At 52.8% G+C, this 19,596-nt stretch carries 14 protein-coding genes; 7 read left to right on the top strand and 7 right to left on the bottom strand.

The window, feature by feature from the left end; all coding sequences use genetic code 11:
• Positions 1–19 precede the first annotated feature (19 nt).
• Positions 20–1,942: an acetate--CoA ligase gene (gene acs / locus CWE11_RS07080; protein WP_420808389.1), complete on the bottom strand. Its 1,923-nt coding sequence runs from the start codon at positions 1,940–1,942 to the stop codon at positions 20–22.
• A 173-nt stretch (positions 1,943–2,115) separates the two neighbouring features.
• On the opposite strand from acs, the gene CWE11_RS07075 reads away from it, so the two are divergent.
• The 3 genes from CWE11_RS07075 to CWE11_RS07065 all read left to right on the top strand — a co-directional run bounded on the left by CWE11_RS07075 (position 2,116) and on the right by CWE11_RS07065 (position 5,670).
• Complete coding sequence (locus CWE11_RS07075) at positions 2,116–3,282, top strand: DcaP family trimeric outer membrane transporter (protein WP_126776921.1); 1,167 nt, start codon at positions 2,116–2,118, stop codon at positions 3,280–3,282.
• 414 nt (positions 3,283–3,696) lie between these two features.
• Positions 3,697–4,299 carry a DNA endonuclease SmrA gene (gene smrA / locus CWE11_RS07070; protein ID WP_157981316.1) on the top strand — a complete coding sequence of 201 codons (603 nt, stop codon included), beginning with the start codon at positions 3,697–3,699 and terminating at the stop codon, positions 4,297–4,299.
• A 24-nt stretch (positions 4,300–4,323) separates the two neighbouring features.
• Positions 4,324–5,670 (top strand): alkaline phosphatase, encoded by a 1,347-nt coding sequence (locus CWE11_RS07065; protein ID WP_126776919.1) that lies wholly within the window; start codon positions 4,324–4,326, stop codon positions 5,668–5,670.
• Positions 5,671–5,750: 80 nt separating this feature from the next.
• On the opposite strand, the gene purL is transcribed toward CWE11_RS07065, so the two are convergent.
• Entirely contained in the window at positions 5,751–9,635 is a 3,885-nt protein-coding gene (gene purL, locus CWE11_RS07060; RefSeq protein ID WP_126776918.1) for a phosphoribosylformylglycinamidine synthase, read from the bottom strand.
• Between the two features lie 198 nt (positions 9,636–9,833).
• On the opposite strand from purL, the gene mltF reads away from it, so the two are divergent.
• Together mltF and CWE11_RS07050 are read left to right on the top strand one after the other, a co-directional pair.
• Positions 9,834–11,246 carry a membrane-bound lytic murein transglycosylase MltF gene (mltF, locus tag CWE11_RS07055; RefSeq protein WP_420808388.1) on the top strand — a complete coding sequence of 471 codons (1,413 nt, stop codon included), beginning with the start codon at positions 9,834–9,836 and terminating at the stop codon, positions 11,244–11,246.
• Positions 11,247–11,326: 80 nt separating this feature from the next.
• The gene (locus CWE11_RS07050) at positions 11,327–11,509 is read left to right on the top strand and encodes a hypothetical protein (protein WP_126776916.1); all 183 of its coding nucleotides are present in this window, start codon (positions 11,327–11,329) and stop codon (positions 11,507–11,509) included.
• Here CWE11_RS07050 and tadA read toward each other — a convergent pair.
• Positions 11,506–12,009, bottom strand: coding sequence for a tRNA adenosine(34) deaminase TadA (gene tadA, locus CWE11_RS07045; protein ID WP_126776915.1), 504 nt, complete (start codon positions 12,007–12,009; stop codon positions 11,506–11,508). The two genes, CWE11_RS07050 and tadA, sit on opposite strands and share 4 nt — an antisense overlap.
• Positions 12,010–12,209: 200 nt before the next feature.
• Positions 12,210–13,619, bottom strand: coding sequence for a Na+/H+ antiporter NhaC family protein (locus CWE11_RS07040; RefSeq protein ID WP_126776914.1), 1,410 nt, complete (start codon positions 13,617–13,619; stop codon positions 12,210–12,212).
• Between the two features lie 170 nt (positions 13,620–13,789).
• Between CWE11_RS07040 and CWE11_RS07035 the strand changes: the two genes are divergently transcribed.
• A complete protein-coding gene (locus CWE11_RS07035) occupies positions 13,790–13,978 on the top strand; it encodes a hypothetical protein (protein ID WP_126776913.1) in 189 nt (62 codons plus the stop codon).
• 44 nt (positions 13,979–14,022) lie between these two features.
• Here the strand turns inward: CWE11_RS07035 and guaA are convergent, their stop codons facing one another.
• Entirely contained in the window at positions 14,023–15,600 is a 1,578-nt protein-coding gene (gene guaA, locus CWE11_RS07030) for a glutamine-hydrolyzing GMP synthase (protein ID WP_126776912.1), read from the bottom strand.
• A gap of 9 nt (positions 15,601–15,609) precedes the next feature.
• Positions 15,610–17,076 carry an IMP dehydrogenase gene (gene guaB / locus CWE11_RS07025; RefSeq protein WP_126776911.1) on the bottom strand — a complete coding sequence of 489 codons (1,467 nt, stop codon included), beginning with the start codon at positions 17,074–17,076 and terminating at the stop codon, positions 15,610–15,612.
• A gap of 155 nt (positions 17,077–17,231) precedes the next feature.
• Here guaB and xseA point away from each other — a divergent pair, with 155 nt between their 5' ends.
• A complete protein-coding gene (xseA, locus tag CWE11_RS07020; protein WP_126776910.1) occupies positions 17,232–18,617 on the top strand; it encodes an exodeoxyribonuclease VII large subunit in 1,386 nt (461 codons plus the stop codon).
• A 76-nt stretch (positions 18,618–18,693) separates the two neighbouring features.
• Here the strand turns inward: xseA and CWE11_RS07015 are convergent, their stop codons facing one another.
• On the bottom strand, positions 18,694–19,557 hold the full coding sequence (locus CWE11_RS07015; protein WP_126776909.1) for a mechanosensitive ion channel family protein: 864 nt from the start codon (positions 19,555–19,557) through the stop codon (positions 18,694–18,696).
• Positions 19,558–19,596 lie beyond the last annotated feature (39 nt).

The following is a 19,596-nucleotide window of genomic DNA, read 5'->3' as shown; positions in this document are numbered from 1 at the left end:
GCTATGGCGCCCGGATCCCTTACCGGTTTAATCGATTCTCAATCAACGAATCTACCACACTCGGATCCGCTAACGTAGAGGTATCGCCTAAATTGCTGTGCTCATTGCAGGCTATTTTACGCAAAATCCGTCGCATAATCTTACCCGAACGGGTTTTCGGTAAACCAGGAGCCCACTGAATAAAGTCGGGCGTTGCAATGGGACTCAATTCAGAACGAACCCACTTCACCAATTCCACCCGGAGCTCATCGGTTGCATTCACACCATCCACCACGGTCACGTAGACATAAATGCCTTGGCCTTTGAGATCATGGGGATAACCTACGACAGCCGCTTCGGCCACCACTTCATGCGCGACCAGGGCGCTCTCAATCTCCGCAGTACCCAAACGGTGACCCGATACATTGAGTACATCATCCACCCGACCCGTGATCCAGAAATGGCCGTCTTCATCACGACGCGCACCATCGCCAGTGAAATACACATTCTTATAGGTACTAAAATATGTCTGTTCGAAACGCTCATGGTCACCCCATAAGGTGCGGGCTTGTCCGGGCCATGAGTCTTCGATGATTAGGTTGCCTTCGGTCGCACCCTCGAGCGGATGCCCCTCGTTATCCACGAGTTTCGGCTTGATTCCGAAAAATGGCAGCATGGCTGAACCCGGCTTCATATCCGTCGCTGCTGGGAACGGAGCAATTAGAATGCCACCTGTCTCGGTCTGCCAGAACGTATCGATGACCGGGCATTGGCTATTGCCAATATGGTTGTAATACCACTCCCACGCTTCAGGGTTGATCGGCTCGCCAACTGAACCAAGAATACGCAGTGACTCCCGCGTACTGCCTTTTGCTGCAGCCGTGCCTTTTGCCATCAAGGCACGAATAGCCGTTGGTGCCGTGTAGAGAATATTGACTTGGTGTTTATCGACCACTTTGCCGATCCGCGACACGTCCGGATAGGTTGGTACGCCCTCGAACATTAGGGTCGTCGTGCCATTCGCAAGTGGACCATAGACAATGTAGCTGTGGCCGGTAATCCAGCCCACATCCGCTGCACACCAATAAACGTCGTCTTCACGAATATCAAATGCATACTCGTGGGTCATGGAAGCATACACCATGTAACCACCGGTGGTATGGACTACCCCTTTGGGTTTTCCGGTTGAGCCTGAGGTATATAAGATGAAAAGCGGATCCTCAGCGTTCATGACCTCAGGCGAACAATCCGTGTCGCAATCTCCAATCAGCTCATGCCACCAAACATCCCGCGGCGCCTCGAGTTCATAGTCGGTGTCCGTATGTTTTAGGATGACCACATGGTCAACCGTCGGACATGCTCCTTTCGAAAGGGCCTTGTCGACATTGGGCTTTAACGGGACGGCTTTTCCACCGCGACGCCCTTCGTTCGCGGTAATCACTACTTTTGCCTCGCAATCGTTCACCCGATCAGCGATCGCATTGGGCGAAAACCCACCAAAAATAACCGAATGCACCGCACCAATACGGGCGCAGGCCAGCATGGCATAGGCCGCCTCAGGGACCATCGGCATGTAGATCGCGACACGATCTCCTTTGCCTACACCAAGCTTCTTTAAACCATTTGCAAAGCGCGCAACGTGCTCGTGGAGTTCACGGAAGGTTACGTGCTTTTGCACATCAACCTCGTCTCCTTCCCAAATAATCGCTGTCTTGTCCGCACGCTTTGGTAAGTGACGGTCGACACAGTTGTAGCAAGCATTCAATGTTCCATCACTAAACCACCGGATATTCACATTCCCCGGCGCGTAACTTGTCTCTTTGACCTTGCTGTAAGGACTGAACCAATTGATGCGTTTGCCTTCCTCACGCCAAAATGCTTCCGGATCGGCAATCGACGCCGCGTACTTCTCTTGGTAGCTCGCTGGCGAGAGACGAGCATGTTCCGCAACGGCGGTTGGCATCGCATAAGTTTTTGCTGCCATCGGTCAATTCCTCCTTATTTTTGTATGCTCACAGTTGTACTGATTCTGCCGTGGGAAACCTATTAGACCATAGTCTAGATTGATCCAGCCTGCATCTTCCGTGACCCTATAAAACGCCAAAACGCCTTGTTAAAAGCTATGAGGAAACGAACATGTTACGAATGAATAAAACCGTACTCGCCAGCGCAGTAACCAGCGCTTTGTTGCTCGGTGCCGTTGCGACCAGTGCGAATGCGCAGGCCAACGAGACCAGCATCACGTACGGTGGCTACATCAAACTCGATACCATGGTGACACGCACGGATAGCGGTTTTCTGCCCACGGATAGTATTGGCCGTAATTTCTACATCCCTGCCCTCACGCCGGTCGGTGGAGAGCGCAATACCTACACAGATTTTCATGCACGGGAATCTCGTTTTTGGTTCCGCGCAAGCCAAGAGCTTGCCAACGGCGAGACCATTACCGGTCACTTTGAGTTCGATTTTTTAGGCACACCGGGCGGCGATAAGCGGGTCACCAACAGCTATTCCCCACGCATCCGCAATGCCTTTATCTTGTATCGGGAATGGCTGGTCGGTCAGTTCTGGAGTAACTTCATGGATCTTAACATGATCCCTGAAAGCCCCGACTTCGTCGGTAATCCAGACGGTATCGTGTTTAACCGCCAGCCTCAGATCCGCTACACCATGGATAATGGTTGGTCGTTCTCCGTCGAAGCACCCGAGTCAACCATTACACCATTCCAAGGTGGCACCGATCGCATCACCACTGGTGACACTGCAATGCCTGATTTAACGATCCGCTACCAGACGCAAATCGATCATGTACACCTGTTCGCAGCAGGCCTGTACCGGGAGATCGAATACCGTCAGGGCGGCGTCAGTGACACCACCTCAGGATACGGTATTGCCCTGAATACCAAAATCGATTTGGGTCCCCATGACCTTCGGCTCGGTGTCGTGCATGGTGAGGGAATTGGCCGGTATGTCGGGCTCAATTCTGTCAACGACGCGGTCATCACCGAAGAGCTCAATCTGGACGCACTGGGATACACAGGTTTCACAGCCGCGTATCGGCATGTTTGGAGTGATCAGTATCGCACCAACCTCATTTTTTCTCGCGGGCAATTCAAAGACCAGCGTGAATTGACCGGTTTAAATGCCAACGACTACACCCAGCGCATTGCCGCGAACGTGATGTATCAAGTGAACGAAAGTATGGTCGTCGGTGCTGAAATCAGCCGTGCCAAGCGTGAACTGCTCTCGGGCGACAACGGCAACCTCGATCGCTTCCAACTGAGCGTCATGTATTCCTTCTAACCCCCCAGAACGACCCAACGCATTGTGGCCAACGTAACGTAGCCAACGCACTGCGTTGGGTCGTGCGATGTAGTAACGTAGCCAACGCAATGCGTTGGGTCGCGCGATGTAGTAACGTAGCCAACGCACTGCGTTGGGTCTGATTGATTAAAACGAGCTTGAACGGAGCGATACGGAGCCGGGGCTGCGCGTTGTGTGCGAGGGTGGGGCTATGCCTCCGCCGGGTGTCTGCCGCATGGATGCGGCAGTCAAGCCCCCATGGATGGGTTCACGGCGTCCCGGAGACGGCATAGCTCCCACCCGAGCTCAACCCAACGCAGTGCGTTGGCTACATCGCGAAACCCAACGCGCTGCGTTGGCTACCTTGGTCTTGTTTGGTACACTGAGGCATCGATTGGGGTGTGTGAGGTATCCATGTCGCAGAGCAAAGGTCAGAAAAGTCCCTCGGATGAATTCGATCTGTTTCGAGAGATGATGCACGATGTTGCGCGCATCAAGGCGGATGATATCGTGCGCCAAGAACATCAAGGCCTCACGCCCGAACAGCAAGCGGAACGCCAACGGGCAGCGCAAGCACAGGAAGACGAGGATAGTATTGCGCTAAGCGAAGAGGTTCGTGACTGGATTGAGCCACACGACCCCATTTTTTGGCGCAAAGATGGTGTGCAAGATGGCGTGTTCCGGCAGCTCAAGAAAGGCCATTACGAACCGCAAGCCACCCTCAATCTCCACCATCTTCGAGTTCGAGAAGCCCGGAGAGAAGTCGCCGGTTTTATTGCCGATTGTTATCGCCGTGGAATTCGCACCGGACTGATCATCCACGGACTTGGTCTCAAAAGCCAGCCTCGGCCCGCTCTGTTGAAAAGCTTATGTAATCAGTGGCTCCCCGAGCTTGAGCCAGTATTGGCTTTTCATACCGCACAAAAGCATCATGGAGGTGCAGGGGCGACTTATGTCATGATTCGGAAAAATTCCGAGCGTAAACTGGCCACCAAAGAACAGAACCGTAAACGCTAGCAAACTAAAGATTAGGATATACTCATGATGAAACGCTTTATTGCATCCCTCGCTCTTGTCGCTGTGGCGGTGGGGTTCAACAGCAGCCCAGTCGCTGCTGAAGAGCAAGCACAGGGTCCCCAACGCATTATCTTAGTGATCGCTGATGGAATGGGTTTCCCCTACGTAACTGCCTACCGTCATTTTAAAGATGGCCGCGACTACACCCTTGACTCCGATGTGCAGTCCACCCTGTTTGATCGTTACTTGGTTGGGATGGCGAGCACCTATCCAGCGGACGATACCCAAGTCACCGATTCAGCCGCCAGCGCAACCGCCCTTGCGACAGGCTATAAAACCTTTAATGGCGCGATATCGGTAGATGCCGAACACAATCCGATTCGCACCGTCATGCAATATGCAAAAGACAACGATTGGCGCACCGGAACAGTGGTGACAACCCGCGTCACTCACGCGACACCCGCCGCATTTTTCGCGCACGTTCCGTCACGCCGTATGGAAGCTGAAATTGCCGATCAGATGGCCGCCCTGCGCGATGACGGCAGCCCAAATTTCGATATCGTCTTGGGAAGTGGCACTCGCTTTTTCGTGCGTGAAGAGGAAGATGGAACCGAAGTGAACCATGTAGAAACGCTACAAGCCGCCGGTGTGAGTTTTGTGGACGAATATGAACAGCTGCAAACACTTGATACGCTCCCCGTGTTCGGCCTGTTTCACGATGATTCATTCCCCTATGTCATCGACGACAAAAAGCGCTTGCGCATGATGAGTCAAGAAGCCCTTCGGTTACTGGATCAAGACGATCGTCCCTATATCATTATGATCGAAGCGTCTATGGTGGATTGGTGTGGTCACGCTAACGATATCGCCTGTGCCATGCATGAAATGGCTGAACTCGAAGAGCTGATGGAGTTTCTCTACAGTTACGCAAACGAGCGTGATGATACCGCGGTGATTTTAACCGCCGACCATTCCACAGGAGGTCTCACCCTCGGAGCGGACGGCGACTATAAGTTCCGCGCCGGTGAAATCCACAAAATCGGTCGTGGCCTTCGGACCATGGCCGTTGACCTCGTCGATATGCCGGCAGTCGATTGGAATGACTACGTCGAGAAATACATTCCATTCCCACTGAGCTCCAACCATCAAGCCGCACTGCGCGAACACGCGAGCCGCAGTGAGCGTAATCGTCAGGCCATTCAAAATGTGTTGGTCGATATCGTGCGTGCGCACACTGGCGCGGGCTGGACCACCGGCGGTCACACCGGTGAAGATGTTCCAGTGATCAGCTTTGGTCCTTGGTCAGATTATTTCCGTGGCTTCCAGGATCAAACGGACATTGGTCGTCAACTTATTGAGTGGGTCCAATAACCCGCATTGGATTAAAACACAAAAGGCCACCGAATGAAGGTGGCCTTTTTTATGACATCAAGGATTTCGCTTGGTCGGGTTTAGCCGAGCGCTTTGCGCGCATTACGGAACAAACGCATCCAAGCGCCATCTTCCTGCCAATCTTCCGGATACCAACTATTCGCAATCGCACGGAAGACTCTTTCAGGGTGTGGCATCATCGCCGTCACTCGTCCATCGTCGTTAGTAATTCCAGTAATCCCCTGCACGGAACCATTCGGGTTCGCTGGATAGTGCTCCGTCACTTGTCCATAATTATCCACATAACGCAGGGTAATTTGCCCGGCCTCGTTCAACCCAGTCACCGCTTCGGAGTGCGCGAATTCAACTCGCCCTTCCCCGTGCGAAACAGCGATAGGCATCCGTGAACCGGCCATCCCCTCGAACCATGGACTCTGGCTCTTCTGCACGTCGACCATGGCCACACGCGCCTCAAAACGCTCCGAGCGGTTCGTAACAAAGCGCGGCCAATGCGCCGTTCCTGGGATCAGTTCATGCAAAGTCGACAACATCTGGCAGCCATTACAGACCCCCAACGCAAGCGTATCTTTACGCTGGAAAAACTGCGCAAACTGCTCGCGGGCTTGGGTGTTGAACAAAATTGATTTCGCCCACCCTTCACCGGCGCCCAAAACATCACCGTAGGAGAATCCGCCACACGCGGCCAACGCTTGGAAGTCAGCTAACTGCACACGGCCCGCGAGAATATCACTCATATGCACGTCGATCGCTTGGAAACCGGCTCGGTCAAACGCCGCCGCCATTTCATAATGGGAATTCACGCCTTGTTCTCGCAGTATCGCGATTCGCGGCGCAACGCCTTTTAAGATAAAGGGCGCTGCGATGTCTTCTGCTGGATCGAAAGTTAGCTTTGCATGGAGACCCGGATTCGCTGCATCTTGCTTGAGTGCAAACTCTTGGTCTGCACAACCTGGGTTATCACGCAATCGCTGCATCTGATGGGTCGTTTCGGCCCAAATAGAACGCAAGACAGAGCGCGGCTCCGCATAGACCGTTTGCTCTCCATGCATGATCCGAATCTCATCGTTCGGGGTAACTGTTCCGAGATCAACCACCATGTCCGCAAAACCCACTTCCGCGAATTGTGCTTGAACACGTTTTGCAACCTCAGGCGTTACTTGAATGACGCCACCGAGCTCCTCACTAAAGAGCGCCGGTATCAAGTCAACCGACGCTGGGATGGTCATCACTGCACCACAGTTTCCGGCAAACGCCATCTCCGCCACAGTAACAAATACGCCGCCATCTGAGCGATCGTGGTATGCAATCAGGTCGCCCGCTTCAACCAGCGCCTGCAGCACCTCAAAGTAAACGCGGAGGTATTCCGGTGCATCCAAATCTACGGGGGTGTCACCCAATTCACGATGCACTTGGGCCAACGCCGAGCCACCCAAGCGATTCTGGCCGCGGCCCAGATCGAGCAGCAACAGGCGCGAATCGCTCTGCTCTGGCTTCAATTCAGGGGTAACCGTTTTTCGCACATCAGTTACACGCCCAAATGCCGTGATAACCAGTGACATCGGAGAAATAACAGCTTTCTCTTTTTCATCTTCTTGCCAGCGAGTTTGCATCGACATCGAATCTTTGCCGACCGGAATCGTTAAGCCCAGCGCTGGACACAATTCTTCGCCGACCGCTTTCACCGCAGCGTACAAGCCTGCGTCCTCGCCTGGGTGCCCTGCCGGTGCCATCCAGTTTGCCGACAACTTGATTCGCTTGAGGTCTCCGATCGCAGTCCCGGCAATATTGGTAATGGCTTCTGCCACCGCGACTCGAGCGGACGCGGCATGGTTCAACAAGGCAAGCGGCGTCCGCTCCCCCATGGCCATCGCTTCACCCGCATAACTATCGTACGACGCTGCAGTTACTCCGCAGTCTGCTACCGGAATTTGCCACGGACCCACCATCTGATCACGGGCAACAAGACCCGTCACACTGCGATCCCCAATGGTGATCAAAAACGTTTTTTCAGCAATGGCTGGTAAGCGCAACAGACGCTCAATGGCATCACGCACTTGCAAGGTCGCCGTTGCTAAAGGTGCCGAATTAAGTTGAGTCGAACTCACTTCGCGATGCATTTTAGGTGGTTTACCCAAGAGGACGTTGAGCGGCATATCGACCGGGTAGTTATCAAACACTTCATCATACAAACGCAATGTCTGACGTTCGGTTGCTTCGCCAACCACCGCAAACGGTGCCCGTTCCCGCTGACAAATTGCCTCAAAGGTTGCGAGACGTTCAGGAGCAATGGCAATAACATAACGCTCTTGCGATTCGTTCGACCAAATCGCCATCGGCGACATACCCGGCTCGTCATTTGGGATCGCACGTAGCTTAAACTCACCACCGCGCCCGCCATCATTGACAAGTTCTGGAAGCGCATTGGAAAGTCCACCTGCACCGACATCATGGATAAAAACGATTGGGTTTTCTGAACCCAACTGCCAACAGCGATCAATCACTTCTTGGCAGCGCCGCTCCATTTCTGGATTCTCCCGCTGAACCGAGGCGAAATCGAGCGCTTCCGATGAGTCGCCGGAGGCCATCGAGGAGGCGGCACCGCCTCCTAACCCGATATTCATAGCTGGACCACCGAGAACCACAAGCGGCGCACCCACGGGAATATCATCTTTTTGTACATGGTCCGCTCGGATGTTACCCAAGCCACCTGCAATCATGATCGGCTTATGATAACCACGCACCTCAAGACCATTAAAACTGACCACTTGCTCTTCGTACGTACGGAAATAGCCGGTGATATTTGGCCGACCAAATTCGTTATTGAATGCGGCGCCGCCCAACGGCCCTTCCAACATAATGTCGAGCGCGGAAACAATACGACCTGGCTTGCCAAAATCTGCTTCCCACGGCTGTTCAAACCCAGGAATTCGCAGGTTAGACACTGAAAAACCGACTAATCCGGCTTTCGGCTTGGCGCCAACGCCTGTGGCACCTTCATCGCGTATTTCACCTCCACTACCGGTGGCTGCGCCTGGGTATGGAGAAATCGCGGTCGGGTGATTATGGGTCTCGACCTTCATGAGGATATGAATTGGCTCCCCGTGATAGCGGTATTCATGCGTTCCCGCCTCAGGGAAGAAGCGACCCGCCTCCGAACCTTCCATCACCGCCGCGTTGTCTTTGTAAGCAGAGAGCACGTAATCTGGAGTCACCTCAAAGGTGCGCTTGATCATCTTAAACAAGGACTTCTCTTGCGGCTCGCCATCAATGGTCCAATCCGCATTGAAGATTTTATGACGGCAATGCTCGGAGTTGGCTTGTGCGAACATGTAGAGTTCAGCATCCACCGGATTGCGTCCTAATTTTTGGAAATTCTCGACGAGATAATCAATCTCATCATCCGCGAGTGCGAGGCCGAGTTCGCGATTAGCCGCTTCAAGTGCACTGCGCCCTTGCCCCATGATATCAACGGTGCTGAACGGTGCAGGCGATTGTTCGGCGAAGAGGATATCCGCATCTGCGAGCAATTCGAAAGTACTTTCGGTCATCCGATCATGGAGTAGCATCGCCGCTTGCTTGCGTTGTTCTGGGCTGAGCTCCCCTTCAAGATAGTACGCAACGCCACGTTCGATCCGTTCAATCGCCTCGAGTCCGCAGTTGTGTGCAATATCGGTTGCTTTCGAAGCCCAGGGTGAAATGGTTCCCACACGCGGCGTCACAACGATGAGTTGTCCCTCGGGAACGTGCGCTTCTCGCTTCGGGCCGTAGGTTAACAGCGCAGCCAAGACCTCTTGATGTGCAACCGAAAGTGGCGCACTCACTTGCACAAAGTGAACAAACTCGGCGTAGAGGGCGGTGACTGGCAAAGCAGCCGTCTGTAGTCGTTGTAATAATTTCTCTGCACGAAAATCAGACAAAGCAGGTGAACCACGAAGGATTTCCACTGGTAAGGCTCCGGATTGCAATGAGGGATTGGGATGGCCCTGCATTATAAAGAAAATTGAATGGTTTTGCGACACAAACGACAATGCACCGACCACTCAGTTCTGGTATAACTGTCACCAAGATTAGTGTTCTGGTCTAAAACGCTGCTCGCAAAAGCCGCGTCGGCAGACCCGAGAATGAAGGGTGTCTACAACGTGATACGACTTGGAAGGTACACAAGCATACTTGCCGTCGCCCTGGCACTCTTGCTGAGTCTCAGCGGATGTGGTGGCGAGCGCGTTGAACAACACCAGCTGCAGAAAATTCAAGAGCGCGGTACCTTGCGCATCGGCACCATGATGTCGCCGGTCAACTACTATTTGGGCCCAGACCAAACGGGCACAGGTTTTGAGTACGAGTTGTTACAAGGCTTTGCCGCATCACTTGGTGTAACCCTCGAGCTTGAAGTGCGCTACGAACTTCGTGAACTCTGGCAGCTCCTCGACAGTGGTGCGGTTGATTTTCTTGCGGCAGGACTGGATATCACAGACGAGCGCCGCCGTGTCTTTCGCTTCACTCCGCCCTACCACCAAGTAGAGCAGAAGCTCGTTTATCGACAAGACTCACGTGAGCGACCGCGTGATTGGACCCAGGTGGAAGGTCAGATTCGGGTTGTTGAAGGCAGCAGTCATGAAGCCATGCTGGTCGCCCTATCCGACCATTATCCTCATTTAAATTGGTCGAGCACTCCGCTCTACGATGCCGATGAATTACTCGATCATGTAATGCAAGGCCGCTTGGATTTTACCATTGCAGATTCGCATCATTTGGACATTAAGCGCCGCACGCATCCGGATCTCAGCATTGCATTTACCGTTCGTGATAATACCCATTTGGCTTGGGCATTTACTGGCAGTTCGGATGATTCCTTGTACGCAGCCGCCATTGAATATGTTGGCCACAGTCATGAAAACGGCCTGTTGGTGCAGCTGGTGGATCGTTATTTTGGTCATGTCGCGCAATTTAATGTGGTCGATACCCGTGCATTTATTGCCGCCATTCAATCCACCCTCCCGAACTACAAAGCACTCTTCGAAGAGTATGCGGGCGATCTCGATTGGCGCTTGTTGGCTGCTGTTGCGTATCAAGAATCGCACTGGGATCCGTGGGCCCGTTCCCCAACAGGCGTGCGCGGGATGATGATGCTGACGCTTCCCACGGCGCAACAGCTCGGGGTGCGCAGCCGACTTGACCCAGAACAAAGTATTCGCGGTGGTGCAGAATATTTGCATCGTCTGCATCGACGACTACCCGATCGGATTTCTGAACCAGACCGCACCTGGATGGCGCTTGCAGCATATAACGTAGGGTTAGGTCATTTAGAGGACGCCCGCATTATCACCCAACGTCAGGGCGGCAACCCGGATTATTGGATTGATGTTCGCGAGCGCTTGCCTTTGCTCCGGCAGAATCGCTACTACCGCACGACGCGCTTCGGGTTTGCGCGGGGTGACGAGCCGGTGCGCTATGTCGAAAATATTCGTCGGTATTATGACACCTTGGTGTGGCTGGATGAGCAAGAGCGTTTATCGACGCTATTGAATGCCGAGTCCGACGCTATCACGCGTTAATCAGTTCGTTCTGTCTCTTACGTTGCCACTCGTGTGCTTTGACGAAGGGAAGGTAAACCTGCTACAAAAGGAATACGTTGGTGCTAAAGAAGGCTGGAGCCATGAAAGGTCGCCCGAAGCGGTTCAATAAAGAGCGTCGTCGCCAGTTGCTACGCAGACACAAATTAAATCTCGCAGACCGACGTTCGAAATGGTTTTACGCCACAGAGACCTGCAATAAAGTCAGCACCCCCATCGACTTACGCGACCCCGAAGAGGTTTAATCTTGGGTCGGTTCGCCTGTTGCCGCACGTTTTAGGGCCTTTTTACGAGCGCGTCGCGTTCGAAAAAAGTCGGAAAGTAGTTCACTACATTCCGCTGCCAATACCCCTGACACAACCTCAATCTGGTGGTTGAGTTGTGGATGCCGTGTAAGGTCCAAGAGGCTCCCTGCTGCTCCGGTTTTTGGGTCACTTGCACCGTAAACTAAACGTCCGATTCGGCTATGCACTAAAAGCCCTGCACACATCGGGCATGGTTCCAAAGTGACATACAAGGTGGTATCGAGCAGGCGATAATTCCCGATCGTTTGGGCCCCTTCACGGATGGCGATCATCTCCGCATGCAGTGATGGATCGCAGCCACCAATCACATGATTGCGGCCAATTCCAATGATTTTGTCCTGATGCACCAAAACCGCACCCACGGGAACTTCCCCGTCGTGTTCGGCTTCTTTAGCCAGTTCTAGCGCCTTGCGCATGTAGAGTTCATCGTTTTCTTGCATGATGTTACTTCGAGGCCATGTAACCAACGCATGTTCCGTAACGGCGCGTTGGGTTGTGTGTCGAACACATTTCTCAAATTCATTCCCAACGCAATGCGTTGGCTACTCCACTACCCGGTAACCAACGCATGTTCCGTAACGGCGCGTTGGGTTGTGTGTCGAACACATTTCTCAAATTCATTCCCAACGCAATGCGTTGGCTACATCATCATTCCAGCTGCGGCGAATAGGACGGTGGTTATAACCGCAGCCAAGACCGCGTAGGGCAACTGGGTCTGCACGTGTTCTATATGATCAACTCCAGCCGCCAAGGATGCAATGATTGTGGTATCACTGATCGGCGATGCGTGATCGCCAAAGATCCCGCCGGACAGAGCTGCAGCAATTAACAATGGAACGGGCAAATCGAGACTCATCGCGAGCGGGATTGCGAGGGGCAGCATAATGGCAAAGGTCCCCCAACTCGAACCAATCGCAAATGCAGTTAATGCCGCCAGCAAGAAAATCAATGCCGGGAGCATCCAAGTCGGCAATGCCTCATTAAGGATATCGGCAAGGTAAGCACCGCTGCCAAGGGCTCGTGTCGCGTCACCCAGAGTAATCGCCAACCAGAGAATAACTGCGAGCGGTAGTATCTTCCATGCGCCGCGCAGCACTGCCTCTGCAATCACTTTTACCGGAGTCCGCAAACTCAACCATGTGCCGATAATCGCAATAATTAACGCCGTGACGATCGCGACAAAGACGCTGACCATCCCCCGCCCTCGAACAATTGAACCATCCCCAGTGATATACAGCATAATTGGAACGAGCAGCACCATGGTGACTAAACTAATCAATACCGTAGCAAGCGCCCCACGATTGATTGCTTGTTTCGGGATATGGTTTTGCCCCGGCTTTTTTTCTTGCTCAAGTCGCTCAGCAACCTTTACTCGTGCCTCTCGCTCGTACTTCTGCATGGGTCCGAATGACCAGCCGGTCCACGCCACGCCAAACGCCAGCATTAACGCCACGATAGCATAAAAGTTCAGAACCACTGCATAGACTAGGGTGGTTAGCGGATCGGCAACCCCTTGATTACCAATCAGCCCTAAATTGAATGCGCCCCACGCATTGAGCGGAATAAGAATGCAGACCGGGGCACAGGTTGAGTCGACGAGGTAAGCTAACTTTTGCCGAGAGATGCCGAGCTTGTCGTAGACGGGTCGTGATGTCGTCCCTGAGGTCATAATCGACACATTTGACTCAATAAAGACCACAACACCTAACACCCATGTGAATAAACGTGCCCGCCGTTTATTCGGGACGAGCTGCTTTTGCTCAAGCGCGCGCACAAAGTGAACAAAAGTTCCACCCCGCTCCAAAACACCAAACAAAGCGCCGATCGCAAGGGTGAAGCCCCAAATCAATTGGTTGCTCGGATTCACGAGGGTTTCGAATAAACTGGTGGTCCCAGACCATAACCCAACACCGACCTGCGGCATAAACAGGAGTACGTGCGCCAGCAACACCCCACCGAGCAGTGCCCAAATGACCTTGCGCGTCACAATAGCGAACAGAATTGCCAACAAGGAGGGTAACAGACTGATCCAGCCTAATTCGGTATTCATGTGCTCACTCCCTTGCCGTTCTTTGAATTATTTTCTGATATCCACCGATAATAAAGGCTGACCGTGGGTTACGCAATTCAGGTTGTGTCGATGCGGATTAAAAGAACAGAAAGAATTTGATTTGTTTTTGTCGGGGGGGTACATTCAAAAAAAAACATGGAGTTACACATATGGAAATCTTGGTCTTTCTTTTCGCTTTCTCACTCACTTTCGGACTTTCCGGAATCATCGTCGGTTTGATCGCTCACTTTCGCGGCTTTAACGGCTGGCGGTGGTTTTTCATTGGCTTGCTATTACCTTACATTTCGCTGATTCTCGTGCTGCTGTGGCCTCGCCTCTTTGAACATCCACAAGGGTAAAAAAAGGTCGCCAGCATATTGCATGGCGACCTTGATAAGCCTGGTTATTCCCACTCAATCGTGGCCGGGGGTTTCCCAGACACGTCGTACACCACTCGACTGATCCCATCAATCTCGTTGATGATTCGGTTCGAGACCCGTCCGAGCAGGTCGTAGGGCAAGTGCGCCCAGTGAGCCGTCATAAAGTCGATGGTTTCTACCGCGCGCAGTGAAACAACCCAATCGTATTTGCGAGCGTCGCCCATGACCCCAACCGAACGAACCGGCAGGAAAACAGCGAATGCTTGACTGACTTTGTGGTAGAGGTCAGCCTTATGCAGTTCTTCAATGAAAATTGCATCTGCACGGCGCAACAAATCACAGTACTCTTTCTTCACTTCCCCAAGGACTCGAACACCGAGTCCCGGTCCTGGGAATGGATGACGATAGAGCATGTCATAGGGTAAGCCGAGCTCAAGTCCAATCTTGCGCACTTCGTCTTTAAACAATTCCCGCAGTGGCTCGACCAAGCCCATTTTCATGTCTTCCGGCAGGCCACCCACGTTATGGTGCGATTTGATGACATGTGCTTTCCCAGTCTTTGATCCTGCTGATTCAATAACATCAGGATAAATGGTGCCCTGGGCCAACCAGTTCACTTCCGTAAGCTTATGCGCCTCTTCATCAAACACTTCAATGAATGAGCGGCCAATGGCTTTGCGCTTGGCTTCTGGCTCGTCAATACCAGCCAAGGCATCCAAGAAACGATCTTCTGCGTCGACGCGGATGATGTTCAAACCAAAGTGGTCACCGAACATCTCCATCACCTGATCCGCTTCATTCAGTCTCAGAAGCCCGTTGTCTACAAATACGCAGGTCAGCTGGTCGCCTATCGCACGGTGCAATAGCATTGCAGTGACCGATGAATCCACGCCGCCCGAGAGACCCAAAAGTACCTTGCCAGTACCGACTTGCTCACGGATCCGCTCAATTGCATCCTCAATAATGGCGCCCGGTGTCCAGAGCTTCTCACATTGGCAGATATCGAGCACGAAATGCTCCAACATCCGCAGACCCTGTCGCGTATGGGTCACTTCAGGGTGGAACTGAACCCCGTAAAAACGCTTCTCTTCATTGGCCATGGCCGCATGGGGACAGGTTTCCGTGCGCGCCGTGGTAATAAATCCGCGCGGGATATCACTGACTTTATCGCCGTGGCTCATCCATACATCAAGCAATGGCAGGTTGTTCTCACTAATGCCATCCTCTATGTTTTTAAAAAGAGGGCAATCGGCGACCTGTTCGACTCGCGCATATCCAAATTCGCGTAGATTGGAGCCTTGAACTGCACCCCCGAGCTGGGCAGCCATAGTCTGCATGCCGTAGCACACGCCCAGTACCGGAACACCGGCAGAGAATACATATTCTGGGGCACGAGGAGAGCCTGCCTCAACCACGCTTTCCGGACCACCCGAGAGCACAATTCCGTCTGGATTAAAGGCTTTGATATCGTCCGCATCCACGTCCCAAGCCCAAAGTTCACAGTACACGCCGATCTCACGAATACGGCGAGCAATCAGCTGCGTGTATTGCGAACCAAAGTCGAGAATTAGAATACGATGCTGATGAATATCTTGTGTCATATCTGTCTATTAACCCATCCGGTAGTTAGGAGCTTCTTTCGTGATCTGGACGTCATGGACGTGCGACTCACCCATCCCTGCTGAGGTGACCTTCACAAACTGTGGTTTGGTTCGCAGCGTTTCGATATCTGCCGAGCCCGTCAGCCCCATGGCAGAGCGCAAGCCACCCATCTGCTGGTGAATAATATTGGCGATTGGGCCTTTGTATGCCACTCGACCTTCAATGCCTTCAGGAACTAACTTCTCGGCCTGGTTACTTGCTTGGAAGTAACGATCCGATGAGCCATGGCTTTGGTTCATGGCGCCAAGCGAGCCCATGCCACGGTATGACTTATAGTAACGGCCTTGGTATAGCTCGACTTCACCCGGAGACTCTTCCGTTCCCGCAAGCATACTGCCAACCATGACACAGCTCGCACCGGCAACGATCGCTTTTGTGATATCACCAGAGAATCGAATACCGCCATCAGCAATCACCGGGATATCGCGCCCTTCGAGGCCCGCAACCGCGTTTGAAATCGCCGTAATTTGTGGGACACCGCAACCGGTCACGATCCGCGTGGTACAGATAGACCCCGGACCAATTCCGACTTTCACTGCGTCCACTCCTGCATCGGCCAGCGCAACCGCACCTTCAGCCGTGGCTACGTTGCCACCGATAATTTGAATGTCTGGAAAGTTCTTGCGAGTCCAGCGAACACGCTCAAGGACACCTTCTGAGTGTCCATGTGAGGTATCAATCAGAATGACGTCGGCACCTGCTTCCACCAAGGCTGCGATGCGTTCTTCCGTACCGGCGCCAACACCAACTGCAGCACCCACCCGCAATCGACCTTGCTCATCTTTACAGGCGTTCGGTTTATTGGCGGCCTTTTCATAATCCTTCAGGGTAATCATGCCGCGCAGTTCATGCTTATCGTTCACCACAAGGATCTTTTCGATGCGATGCTTATGCATCAGGGCTAAGATTTCTGCACTTGAAGTATTCTCGCGAACCGTGACCAAACGCTCTTCTGGCGTCATCACGTCTGCAACAACGGTATTTCCGGACTCTTCGAAACGAGTATCCCGACCCGTCACAATGCCGACCAGGCGATTTTTTTCAACCACGGGGAAGCCATGAAATCCATGTTCAAGTGCAAGGGCTTTCACTTGCTTGAGCGTTGTCTTTGGGGTCACGGTGACTGGATCAGAGACAATACCGCTTTCGTATTTCTTCACCTTACGAACATGGGCTGCTTGGTCACTGATGCTCATATTCTTGTGAATAAAGCCCATTCCACCTTCCTGGGCGAGAGCAATCGCCAGATCGGCTTCCGTTACGGTATCCATCGCAGCCGAAACAAGTGGAATATTCAGTGTAATGCTTTTCGTTAAGCGGGTATTTAGTTTCGCTGTATGCGGCAACACGGTGGAGTGCGCAGGCAAGAGCAAAACGTCGTCAAAAGTGAGGGCTTCTTGGGCAATTCGTAGCATGGCAACATCTCTCGCTGGAGGTGGATGACTGGATCAATGTTGCGGCGGTATTTTACTCAGATCACCCCTTCCAGTAAACTAAAATATTCCCTTTTGGATCGCAGTATCGGTCCGAGTGCGCCGCAGCCGCACCGCAATAACACAGGAAAGCGTGCATGTTTTCAGATGATTGGGACGATTTAACCCCAGCCCCGCGCGAAGATCGTAAAGTACTCACCGTCTCCGGATTAAACCGGCAAGTACGCCAACTTCTTGAGCGTCAGTGGGGTTCCCTGTGGCTGGTCGGTGAAATCAGCAACTTCTCAGCCCCTGGTTCAGGACACTGGTATTTCACCCTCAAAGATGAACAAGCACAGATTCGGGCGGCCATGTTCCGCGGTAATAATATGCGTGTGCGACTCCCGAATGGACAACGACCTGGCAATGGTATGCAAGTCATGGTCCGAGCCAAAATTAGCTTGTATGAACCACGTGGAGACTACCAACTCATTGTCGAACACCTAGAGCCCGCAGGTGAGGGCCTGTTGCAACAGCAGTTTGAAGCACTCAAACGGCAACTCACCCACGAAGGCCTGTTCGCACCGGAACGTAAAAAGCGACTCCCAGAGAGAATTCGCACACTCGGCGTCATTACATCGCCCACCGGCGCCGCTATTCGCGACGTCCTGACCGTCCTACGGCGTCGTGATCCCAGCTTGCATGTGATCATCTACCCCAGCCAAGTGCAAGGTGCCGATGCCGCCCAGCAATTACGTCAAGCACTGGCTACCGCGATTCGACGCAACGAAGTCGACACGATCCTGCTCACCCGAGGCGGTGGCTCACTCGAAGATATGTGGTGTTTTAACGATGAAAATCTCGCTCGGGATATCGCCAACTGCCCCATCCCGACCGTCAGTGCTGTTGGCCACGAGATCGATTTCACGATCGCAGATTTCGTCGCAGACGTGCGTGCCCCCACCCCATCAGCTGCCGCTGAGCTGGTCAGCCAGGATCAGAGTGAAAGCCGCCGTCACCTGATGCTTATAACGGCTCGACTTGCACGCAGTGCACAGCAATACCTGCGTCAAACGCAGTTGCGCTGGCAGCACGCACAACAACGCTTGCAGCCCCTCAGCCCCCAGCAAAGGCTACAGACCCAAGCACAGTTACTCGATGAGCTAGTCCGCCGGGCAGAGCGCGCCATTCAACGATCGGTTGCAGCACAGCGCCAGCGGGTCGAGCAACAACAACGTTCCCTTGATAAAGGACACTTAGCCAAGCGCGTTCAAGAATTAAAATTGCAGCAGGAGCGCTTACTCCAACAAGGAAAGCGCGCGATTGTGAATCAACTCAATCAGTCCAATAGTCGATTTCGGGCGTCCCAACAGGCACTCAGTTTGGTGAGTCCTCTAAACACCCTCAGCCGCGGATACACCATCACGTTCAACCAAGATGGTCAGATCGTCCGTCAAGCAACGGCCTTACAACCAGGCGACACCCTTCGGACCCGTTTCGCCGAGGGTGAGGTCATTTCCACCGTAAAAAAAATTAACGGGTAGCCAACGCAACGCGTTGGGTGGAGGGCATGGTTCCCTCCCGAGCAAAGCCCAACGCCCGTTACGGAACATGCGTCGGTTACGACTCTTCTTTCTGTTGGACGACGCGTAGAACGCCGGCCTCGCCCTCTGGATGGTGTAAATGAACATCCATTTGTGGGAACGGAATGCCGATGCCATTTTCATCGAGTGCATTTTTAATGCGCTCCATGGAATCCCAGTACATCGGCCAGTAGTCAGCGCTTTTCACCCATGGACGAACAATGAAGTCCACAGAAGAATCGTTCAATGCAGTGACCGCAACGCGCGGCGCCGGGTCTTGCAGCGTGCGCTCATCGGAGGTAATTACATTCATCAGGACGTCTTTCGTTTTCTTCAAATCCGCTTTGTATGAAACACCAATCACCATATCAACCCGACGAATCGGCTCTTCTGAGAAATTCGTAATCTCACTTCCGGTAATCTTTGAGTTCGGTACAATCACAAGCTTGTTATCTGGCGTTTTCAGAACTGTGGTAAACAGCTCAATACGCTGAACCGTTCCTGCCGTCCCACCAGCGTCCACGTAGTCGCCCGACTTAAACGGACGATAAATCATGATCAAAACACCCGACGCAAAGTTGGACAAAGAGCCTTGGAGTGCCAAGCCCACAGCCAAACCAGCCGCACCCAAGATAGCGATAAAGGACGTCGTTTGAATCCCCACATGGGATAACGCCATAAGGATCGCCGCAACCATGATGATGGTGCGGATAATCCCCGCCATAAATGAAACAACTGCATTATCGATGTTTGACTTATCGAGCCGTTTTACCAAGATATTGGCAATTGCTCGGGCCAACATAAAGCCACCGACAATAATAAAGAGAGCGACGACCACGTTGCCGGAAAACAGCAAAATGGACTCTTGGTTCTCTGCGAACCAATCGAGAAGATCAGTCATGGTGTCATCCTTTTGGTTTTTCTATAAGACTTTTCGCTA

The sequence above is a fragment of the Aliidiomarina sanyensis genome (assembly GCF_003987175.1).
In the GTDB taxonomy this organism is placed as follows: Bacteria; Pseudomonadota; Gammaproteobacteria; order Enterobacterales; family Alteromonadaceae; genus Aliidiomarina; species Aliidiomarina sanyensis.
Note: the sequence above shows the minus strand (reverse complement) of the source record. Positions and strands in the feature narration are given on the sequence as shown.

Excerpts from the sequence above, each read along its gene's own strand:
- guaA (WP_126776912.1), bottom strand. The coding sequence starts at position 15,600 with ATGACACAAGATATTCATCAGCATCGTATTCTAATTCTCGACTTTGGT.
- smrA (WP_157981316.1), top strand. The coding sequence starts at position 3,697 with ATGTCGCAGAGCAAAGGTCAGAAAAGTCCCTCGGATGAATTCGATCTG.
- CWE11_RS07040 (WP_126776914.1), bottom strand. The coding sequence starts at position 13,619 with ATGAATACCGAATTAGGCTGGATCAGTCTGTTACCCTCCTTGTTGGCA.
- CWE11_RS07075 (WP_126776921.1), top strand. The coding sequence starts at position 2,116 with ATGTTACGAATGAATAAAACCGTACTCGCCAGCGCAGTAACCAGCGCT.
- CWE11_RS07035 (WP_126776913.1), top strand. The coding sequence starts at position 13,790 with ATGGAAATCTTGGTCTTTCTTTTCGCTTTCTCACTCACTTTCGGACTT.
- guaB (WP_126776911.1), bottom strand. The coding sequence starts at position 17,076 with ATGCTACGAATTGCCCAAGAAGCCCTCACTTTTGACGACGTTTTGCTC.
- tadA (WP_126776915.1), bottom strand. The coding sequence starts at position 12,009 with ATGCAAGAAAACGATGAACTCTACATGCGCAAGGCGCTAGAACTGGCT.
- xseA (WP_126776910.1), top strand. The coding sequence starts at position 17,232 with ATGTTTTCAGATGATTGGGACGATTTAACCCCAGCCCCGCGCGAAGAT.
- acs (WP_420808389.1), bottom strand. The coding sequence starts at position 1,942 with ATGCCAACCGCCGTTGCGGAACATGCTCGTCTCTCGCCAGCGAGCTAC.
- CWE11_RS07065 (WP_126776919.1), top strand. The coding sequence starts at position 4,324 with ATGATGAAACGCTTTATTGCATCCCTCGCTCTTGTCGCTGTGGCGGTG.
- CWE11_RS07015 (WP_126776909.1), bottom strand. The coding sequence starts at position 19,557 with ATGACTGATCTTCTCGATTGGTTCGCAGAGAACCAAGAGTCCATTTTG.